Source organism: Actinomadura soli (assembly GCF_005889715.1).
In the GTDB taxonomy this organism is placed as follows: domain Bacteria; phylum Actinomycetota; class Actinomycetes; order Streptosporangiales; family Streptosporangiaceae; genus Spirillospora; species Spirillospora soli.
Genome location: NZ_VCKW01000323.1, coordinates 1 through 7,781, shown reverse-complemented (window position 1 = coordinate 7,781; position 7,781 = coordinate 1). Strand labels below are relative to the sequence as shown.

7 protein-coding genes are annotated in these 7,781 nt (G+C 69.6%); 3 read left to right on the top strand and 4 right to left on the bottom strand.

The features are described 5' to 3' along the window. On the top strand, positions 1-192 hold a 192-nt coding region (locus ETD83_RS43180), incomplete at its 5' end, for a hypothetical protein (protein WP_205718075.1). Beyond that, entirely contained in the window at positions 192-1,505 is a 1,314-nt protein-coding gene (locus ETD83_RS36750) for an adenosylmethionine--8-amino-7-oxononanoate transaminase (RefSeq protein ID WP_171064651.1), read from the top strand. The genes ETD83_RS43180 and ETD83_RS36750, both read left to right, overlap by 1 nt. Positions 1,506-1,723: 218 nt before the next feature. On the opposite strand, the gene ETD83_RS36745 is transcribed toward ETD83_RS36750, so the two are convergent. The 4 genes from ETD83_RS36745 to ETD83_RS36730 form a co-directional block, all read right to left on the bottom strand. Next, positions 1,724-3,037 carry an MFS transporter gene (locus ETD83_RS36745; RefSeq protein ID WP_138649816.1) on the bottom strand — a complete coding sequence of 438 codons (1,314 nt, stop codon included), beginning with the start codon at positions 3,035-3,037 and terminating at the stop codon, positions 1,724-1,726. Positions 3,038-3,325: 288 nt separating this feature from the next. Continuing rightward, positions 3,326-5,095: an ABC transporter substrate-binding protein gene (locus tag ETD83_RS36740; protein WP_230421429.1), complete on the bottom strand. Its 1,770-nt coding sequence runs from the start codon at positions 5,093-5,095 to the stop codon at positions 3,326-3,328. Positions 5,096-5,361: 266 nt separating this feature from the next. Continuing rightward, the gene (locus ETD83_RS36735) at positions 5,362-6,441 is read right to left on the bottom strand and encodes an inositol-3-phosphate synthase (protein WP_138649815.1); all 1,080 of its coding nucleotides are present in this window, start codon (positions 6,439-6,441) and stop codon (positions 5,362-5,364) included. A 73-nt stretch (positions 6,442-6,514) separates the two neighbouring features. Then, positions 6,515-7,150, bottom strand: coding sequence for a PadR family transcriptional regulator (locus ETD83_RS36730; RefSeq protein WP_138649814.1), 636 nt, complete (start codon positions 7,148-7,150; stop codon positions 6,515-6,517). A 47-nt stretch (positions 7,151-7,197) separates the two neighbouring features. Here ETD83_RS36730 and ETD83_RS46205 point away from each other — a divergent pair, with 47 nt between their 5' ends. After that, positions 7,198-7,596, top strand: coding sequence for a DUF5318 family protein (locus ETD83_RS46205; RefSeq protein ID WP_138649813.1), 399 nt, complete (start codon positions 7,198-7,200; stop codon positions 7,594-7,596). The last annotated feature ends 185 nt before the right edge of the window (positions 7,597-7,781 follow it).

Below are 7,781 nucleotides of genomic sequence, written 5' to 3'. Positions count from 1 at the left end.
CCCCCACCCCCCACCGCCGACCAGCCCACCAGCGACCAATCCGAGGACGCCCCGTCCGCAGGCGACCCGTCCGAGGACGCCCCGTCCGAGGACGCCCCGTCCGAGGGCGACTCGTCCGTGGGCGACCTGTCGGAGGGCGACCCGTCCGCGCGCGACTCGTCCGTGGGCGAGGCCGATGGGGGGCGGGGGTGATGATTCCGCTGCAGCTCGGGCGGATGAGTCCGCGGGAGACCGAGCGGATGCTGGAGTTCGACCGCGAGCACATCTGGCACCCGTACGCGCCGATGCCCGCGTCCGCGCCCGTCCAGCCGGTGGTGTCGGCGGACGGTGTGCGGCTGACGCTCGCGGACGGCACCGAGCTGATCGACGGGATGTCGTCGTGGTGGGCGGCCGTGCACGGCTACAACCACCCGAAGCTGAACGCGGCCGTGACCGGGCAGCTCGGCAAGATGGCGCACGTGATGTTCGGCGGGCTCACCCATCCGCCGGCCGTGCGGCTCGCGGAGCGGCTCGTCGAGATCACGCCGGAGCCGCTGACGAAGGTGTTCTTCGCCGACTCCGGGTCCGTCGGGGTCGAGGTCGCGATCAAGATGGCGCTGCAGTACTGGCGCTCGCAGGGACGGCCCGAAAAGCACCGGCTGCTGACCGTGCGCGGGGGGTATCACGGTGACACGTTCGGGGACATGGCCGTCTGCGACCCGGTGAACGGCATGCATCATCTGTTCAGCGACGTCCTCGCCCGGCACGTGTTCGCGCCGCCGCCACCGCTCGGGTACTCCGCCGAACCCGACGCCGAGTACCTGGACGGGCTGTCGCGGCTGGCCGCCGAGCACGTGGACGAACTCGCCGGGATCATCGTCGAGCCCGTCGTCCAGGGCGCAGGCGGCATGCGGTTCTACGCGCCGGAGTACCTGAGCGCGCTACGGGACATCGCCGACGAGCACGGGCTGCTTCTCGTCCTGGACGAGATCGCCACCGGGTTCGGCCGGACGGGTGAGCTGTGGGGCTGCGACCACGCCGAGGTCGTCCCGGACATCATGTGCCTCGGCAAGGCCCTCACCGGCGGCTACCTGACCATGGCGGCCACCCTCTGCACCGACCGTGTCGCGCACGGGATCACGTCGGGGGAAGCGGGCGTCCTCATGCACGGGCCGACGTACATGGCCAACCCGCTGGCCGCCGCGGTCGCGTCCGCGTCCATCGACCTGCTGCTGTCGCGCGACTGGCGGGACGAGGTCGACACCATCGAGGCGATCCTGACGAGCGAGCTTCGCGACGCCGCCGCTCTCAAGGGTGTGGCGGACGTCCGCGTGCTCGGTGCGATCGGGGTCGTGGAGGCACGCGAGCCGGTGGACGTCCCGTCCGTCCAGGAGATCGCCATGGCGCACGGAGTCTGGCTCCGCCCGTTCGGCAAGCTGATTTACACGATGCCGCCGTACATCTGCACGGACGACGAGGTCCACCACATCGCAGGCGCGCTCAACGCCATCGCCGAATCGCTCTAGGCCGCCCGCGAGTCACCCCGGGCCGCGCGGTCGGCTCCGTTTTGGCGGTGGCCGTGGGCTTGCTGCCTTGCTCAGCCGCGGGCTTGGCCCTGCCCGGGGGTGCGGCCCTTTCTCCGTATGCAGGCCCCGGCCAGGCAGTGGCTTCATGGCGATCATGCCGTAACGCTGCGTCATGAGATGAGCACATCATGTGCCTACGACAAAACGCGCCGGGGGCGCTAGCGGAGGGCGTGGGCGGCGGGGCTGCGGGCGGCGGCTGTCCGGTAGGCGACGGCGCCCGCGGCGTAGGCGGCGATGACGGCCAGGAGGGTGAGACCTGCGCGTCCGTCTGAGGGGAGCCAGGTCGCGGCCGCGGCGGCCGCCGTGGCGAACATGGCGTTGAACAGCATGTCGTAGACGGCGAACACCCGGCCTCGATAGGCGTCCTCGATCGTCTCCTGGAGGGTGGTGTCGACGCAGAGCTTGACGCCCTGCGACACGACGCCCAGGACGAACGCGCCCGCCGCCCAGGGACGTTCGGCGAACGGCATCCCGAGCGCGAGCAGGCTCACCGCCGCCGAGCCGAGCAGCCACGCCACCCACGCCTGCTTGCTGATCCGCCGCACCACCGCCGGTGTGATCAGCGCGGCGGTGAAGTAGCCGGCGCCGGAGACCCCGAGCATGATCGCGAACTTCTCCAGGCCCGTGTCCGGGTCGTTCGCGAAGTGGTTCCGGCACAGCAGCAGCGTCATGATCAGGACGATGCCGTACAGGAACCGGTGGAAGGAGATCGCGCCGAGCGCCAGCGCCGCCTGCGGTCGGCGCGCGATGTGCCGCGCCCCGTCCACGAGGCCGTCGACCACGGTGGCGAGCGCCTCGCGGATGCGCGGCGCGTCCGGCTGGGGGCCGCCGGGCAGGGCGTCCTCCGACGGGTGCGGCCCCAGCAGCCGCTTCGGCAGCGTCGTCGCGATCATCCCGGCGGCGAGGAACAGCCCGGCGGCCGAGACGAGAATCAGGGCCGTTCCGTCGTTTCCGGCGCCGAAGACGCGCCGGAGGAGGTAGCCGAAGCCGCCGCCGAGGAACGCGATGACCGTCCCGGACGTGACCGAGAACGCGTTCCCGGTGACCAGATGGTCGCGCCGCACCACGTGGGGAAGCGCCGCCGACAGCGCCGCGAGGAAGAACCGGTTCACACCGAGGACGGCGAGCACGCCGATGAAGAAGACCGCCCCGTCCTGCCCGGCCGCCACCAGGCCCGCGACGGCCAGGACCAGCAGGGCCCGCAGGATCGGCGTCCACACCAGGATCTGCCGCCGCTGCCACCGGTCGATGAACACCCCGGCGAACGGCCCGAGCGCCGAATACGGCAGGAGCGTCACCGCGAACGCCGCCGCCGCCTTGGCCGCGGTCGTCTGCCGCTCGGGCGAGAAGAACACGTATCCCGCGAGAGCCACCTGGAAGACGCCGTCGGTCAGCTGCGAGGAGAGCCGCGTTCCGTAGAGGCGCCGGAAATCGCGTCCTCGCAGAATCTCCGGTAGTTCGGCGGCTCTCACCAGATCACTGTATGCGCTCTCCCGCCCCCGACCCCGAACCGCCGACCCACGACGCTGAACAGCCGCGAGGCGATAGGCCCGGTTGAACCGTACCCGCTATCGCGCTGACATCAGCCCCCGCCGCAACCTCGCAACGACCCCGACATCTGCGATCGCGTCCGAAGGCAGGGTTCGAGCCTGCGAGAACCCGCGGAGCGAGCCGTCAGGCGAGACGAAGCGATGCAGCGATCGCAGAGCGTTTCTCGACGATGGAGGGCCGCCAGGCCCGAAGGAGGAGAGAAAGGCCGATCAAGACAGCCAGAGGCGGGTGTAGTCGTAGCCGGCGGTGGTGGGGAGGAAGCGGGTGCCGTGGACGCGGGACGAGCGGAAGAGCGTCTGGGCGCGGTTGAGCAGCGGGACGATCGCCGCGTCCGCCATGATCTTCTGGTCGGCGCGCTGCCAGCACGGTGCCGCGCGGGCCGGGTCGGGTGCGGTGAGCGCCGCGTCGATGAGGGCGTTGACCTGCGGGTTGTCGTAGCCGCCGTAGTTGGTGGAGTTCTGCCCGTAGGCGCGGCCGTCGAACAGCGGCTGGATGACCGAGCGGCCGTTGTTGCCGTACCAGTCGGGCGTCCAGCCGGGCGCGGCGATGTCCCATTCGCCCGCTGCGGCCTTCGCGGGGGTGGCGATGGTGGCGGCGTAGAACGAGCCGCCGGAGTCGGCGGTGAGCTCGGTCTTCACGCCGCAGGCGTCGAGGTTCTCGGCGATGGACTGGGCGATCAGCTTGTGGACGCTGTTGGTGCGGTACGGGAATTTCAGCGTGAGGCCGGAGTGGCCCGTCCGGCCGAGCAGGTCGCGGCATTTGGCGGGGTCGCCGGAATCGCCCGGCGTCGGGTAGTGGTCGGCGGGCGCGTACCCGGCGCTGCCCGGCGGGATCACCGTGTGCAGGGCCTTCGCCACCGACGGGCCGCCGACGATCTTGACGAGGGCGCTGCGGTCGACGGCGTACTCCAGCGCCTGCCTGACCTCCCGCTTGCCGAGCGCTCCGCCGTTGCTCGGGCTGCGCGTGTTGAACACCAGGTAGGGGCTGTTGCTCGGCGCCTCCATGATCGCGAAGCGGGGGTCGTCGCGGAGCCGGGGGATGGCGGACGTCGGGACGGGCTGGTCCCACGCGAGGTCGGCGACACCCTGCTCGATCTGCTGCTGGACGGCCTCCGGCGAGTCCTGCCCGAGCGTGATGCGGATCTTCTCCACATGCCGTTCGCGGAGCGGATCGCTCTCCGGCCGCCACGCCGGGTTGCGGGTGAGCCGGTAGGAGATGCCCGGTTTGTACTCGGTGATCTGGTAGGGGCCGTTGGAGATCGTGTGCTGCCGGAACTCGGGTGCGTCCGGGATGTGGCGGTCGTACTCCTGCGGCGCCGCGGCGGTGGACGGCAGCGAGAGCAGGTGAAGGAAGTCGCTGGCGGGGCGCTCTAACCTGAACACGAGGGTCTCGTCGTCCTTCGCGCTGACCCCGTCGAACCCGTGGTCGCGCTGGTAGGCGGCCATCGCTACGGCGTTCTGGGGGTCGACGGCGCCGAAGCCGCGGCAGAACTCGTCCATGCCCTTGAGCGTGGACGTGAAGTAGCCCCTCCCCCCGGACGGCGACGCCGGGTTGCAGAGCCGTTCGAAGCCGCGGACGAAGTCGTGCGCCGTCACCGGCCGCGGCGGCTTCGTGTTCCACCGGACGTCCGTGCGCAGGCGCACGGTGTAGGTGCGGTGGTCCTTGCTGACGTCGCCGTTCTCGCGGGTCGGGATGCGCGCGGCGACGTCGGGCCGCACCGGGATCGTCTCCTGGAAGGTGTTGGACGCGCGCGTCCCGAACAGCGTGCGCGCGAACGTCCGGACGAGCCCGTACGCGCCCACGCTCGCGACGGACGCGGGGTCGAGGTGCTCGACGTCGGACGAGCCGACGATCCGCAGCGTGCCGCCGTCGCGGGGGCGCCCGTCCGCGGACGCGTCGTCACCTCCTCCGGCGCACCCCGTCAGCCCGATCACGAGCCCCGTCAGCCCCGCCGTCACCTTGTTCATGTCGCGTGCCATCGCGTTCTCACCTCAAGACTCGAAACCTGGCGCGCAGTAACCGACGGTGTCACAGTAGGGCCAGAGGGTGACAAAGGACCGGTACATCACCGTTTTCTCTAGAGAAGCTCTACGGAAACCTCGCAGAAGTAAGGACGCCCTGACAGTGGATGTCCACTGCCAGGGCGTCCCTTGGGAATGCTGTGACGAGGCCGTGCACGGCCTCATTGCGCGGAGACGAACCCCAGACCGCCGCTAAAGGCGAAGGCCGTCCTACGCGGCGGCGGTCAGCGGTCGACCTCGCCGCGGATGAACTTCTCGACGGCGAGGTGCGCCTGGTCGTCGTTGTACTGCTCGGGCGGCGACTTCATGAAGTAGGAGGACGCCGACAGGATCGGCCCGCCGATGCCCCGGTCCTTGGCGATCTTCGCGGCGCGCACCGCGTCGATGATCACGCCGGCGGAGTTCGGGGAGTCCCAGACCTCGAGCTTGTACTCCAGGTTGAGGGGCGTGTCGCCGAACGACCTGCCCTCCAGCCGGACGTAGGCCCACTTGCGGTCGTCCAGCCACGGCACGTGGTCGGACGGGCCGATGTGCACGTCCGCCTTCGCCATCTCGTGCGGGATCTGCGACGTCACCGACTGCGTCTTGGAGATCTTCTTCGACTGGAGGCGCTTGCGCTCCAGCATGTTCATGAAGTCCATGTTGCCGCCGAAGTTGAGCTGGTAGGTGCGCAGCAGCTCAACGCCGCGGTCCTCGAACAGCCGGGCCATCACCCGGTGCGTGATGGTCGCGCCGACCTGCGACTTGATGTCGTCGCCGACGATCGGGACGCCCGCGTCGGTGAACTTCTGGGCCCACTCGGGGTCGCTGGCGATGAACACCGGCAGCGCGTTCACGAACGCGACCTTGGCGTCGATCGCGCACTGGGCGTAGAAGCGGTCGGCGTCCTCGGAGCCCACCGGCAGGTACGACACCAGGACATCGACCTTGGCGTCCTTCAGCGCCTGGACGACGTCGACCGGCTCGGCGTCCGACTCCTCGACCATGTCCAGGTAGTACTCGCCGAGGCCGTCGAAGGTGGGGCCGCGCTGGACGGTCACACCGGTCGGCGGGACGTCGGCGAACTTGATCGTGTTGTTCTCGCTGGCGTGGATGGCCTCGGACAGGTCCATCCCGACCTTCTTGGCGTCCACGTCGAACGCCGCGACGAACTCGACGTCGCCGACGTGGTACTCGCCGAACTGGACGTGCATCAGGCCGGGAACTCGCGTCTCCGGGGCCGCGTCCTTGTAGAACTCGACACCCTGGACGAGCGAAGAGGCGCAGTTGCCCACACCCACGATGGCTACGCGCACCGAACCCATCCGGTTGCTCCTTCTCTTTTGCGGAACATGTGGTGTTCTTCACCCGACCCCGAGGTCTTCGGGCCGCAATCGCTCAGCGGCCCTCGTCCCGAGGCATGTCCTGTGTGGTTTCTGAAGACCTGGTATCTGAAGATCTGGCTTGCTGTTCCTGCTCGGCCCGCTCGCGTCCGATCAGCTCGTTGAGCCACCTGACCTCGCGTTCGACGGACTCCAGCCCGTGGTTCTGCAGCTCCAGGGTGTAGGAGTCGACCCGCTCGCGGGTCCGTGCCAGGGCGGCGCGGACGCTCTCCAGGCGCTCCTCCAGCCGGCTGCGGCGGCCTTCGAGGATCCGGAGCCGGACGTCGGCGCGGGTGTGCGAGAAGAAGGCGAAGTGCACGCCGAACCCCTCGTCCTCCCACGACGCCGGACCGGACTCGGTCAGGAGCTGCTGGAGGCGCTCCTTGCCGTCCGCGGTGAGCTTGTAAACGATCTTCGACCGGCGGCTCTGCAGCGCCAGCGCCGTGTTCGGCTCTTCCGGCCGGTCCTCGATGATCAGCCCGCTCGCGAGCAGCTGCTTGAGGCACGGGTAGAGGGAGCCGTACGAGAAGGCGCGGAACATGCCCAGCAGGGTGTTGAGCCGCTTTCGCAGCTCGTACCCGTGCATCGGGGACTCGTGCAGCAGACCGAGCACGGCGAGCTCCAGCACGCCCGCGCCCTTCCTGGCCGCCATCGTCCACCTCCGCAGAGCCGGATGTCTCGATCCGATGTATCGACTGAATGTATCGACTCGATACATCGACAAGATACGTAGTGCGGCCCGTCCTGGCAAGTGGATCTCCGCAGAGCCCCTCGGGATGGACCACAAAAAGCGGAGAAATCAGGGTGTATGTGGTGGAAGTGTGTCAAAGTTGCGCGTGGAGTCATCTGGCGATGTTGTACGTCCCCGGCCACGGGAGCAGGGCCCCGGGCGGCAGACGAACAAGGAGGAATCACCGGCCACCGCGTCCGGCCAGGGCGTTGACCAGCCAGGATGTACCTTCGCCGTGCACTTGCTCCTCCCGCTCACCAGCCCGCGCAGTACGCTTCGGACGGCGCACAGCCGCTCAAAGCCGGTGGGTGACCCCGGCCCCCTCGGCAACTAACCGTTGTCCCCTGTTGATGAGGTCGCGTGAGTAATCCAAGCCAGCCCCGACCGGAACCCGGGTCGCAGAGGCCGGGCGGGCAGCAGAACCCCCGTCCCGGCGATTCCGGCGAACCCGAGCAACCGGGCGCCCACCGTGAGTCCGCCGCGCCAGGCGCGGAAGGGACACCTGCAGGACCGCAGGACCACCTTCCGAGCTTCAAGGGCGGCCCCTCCGCGC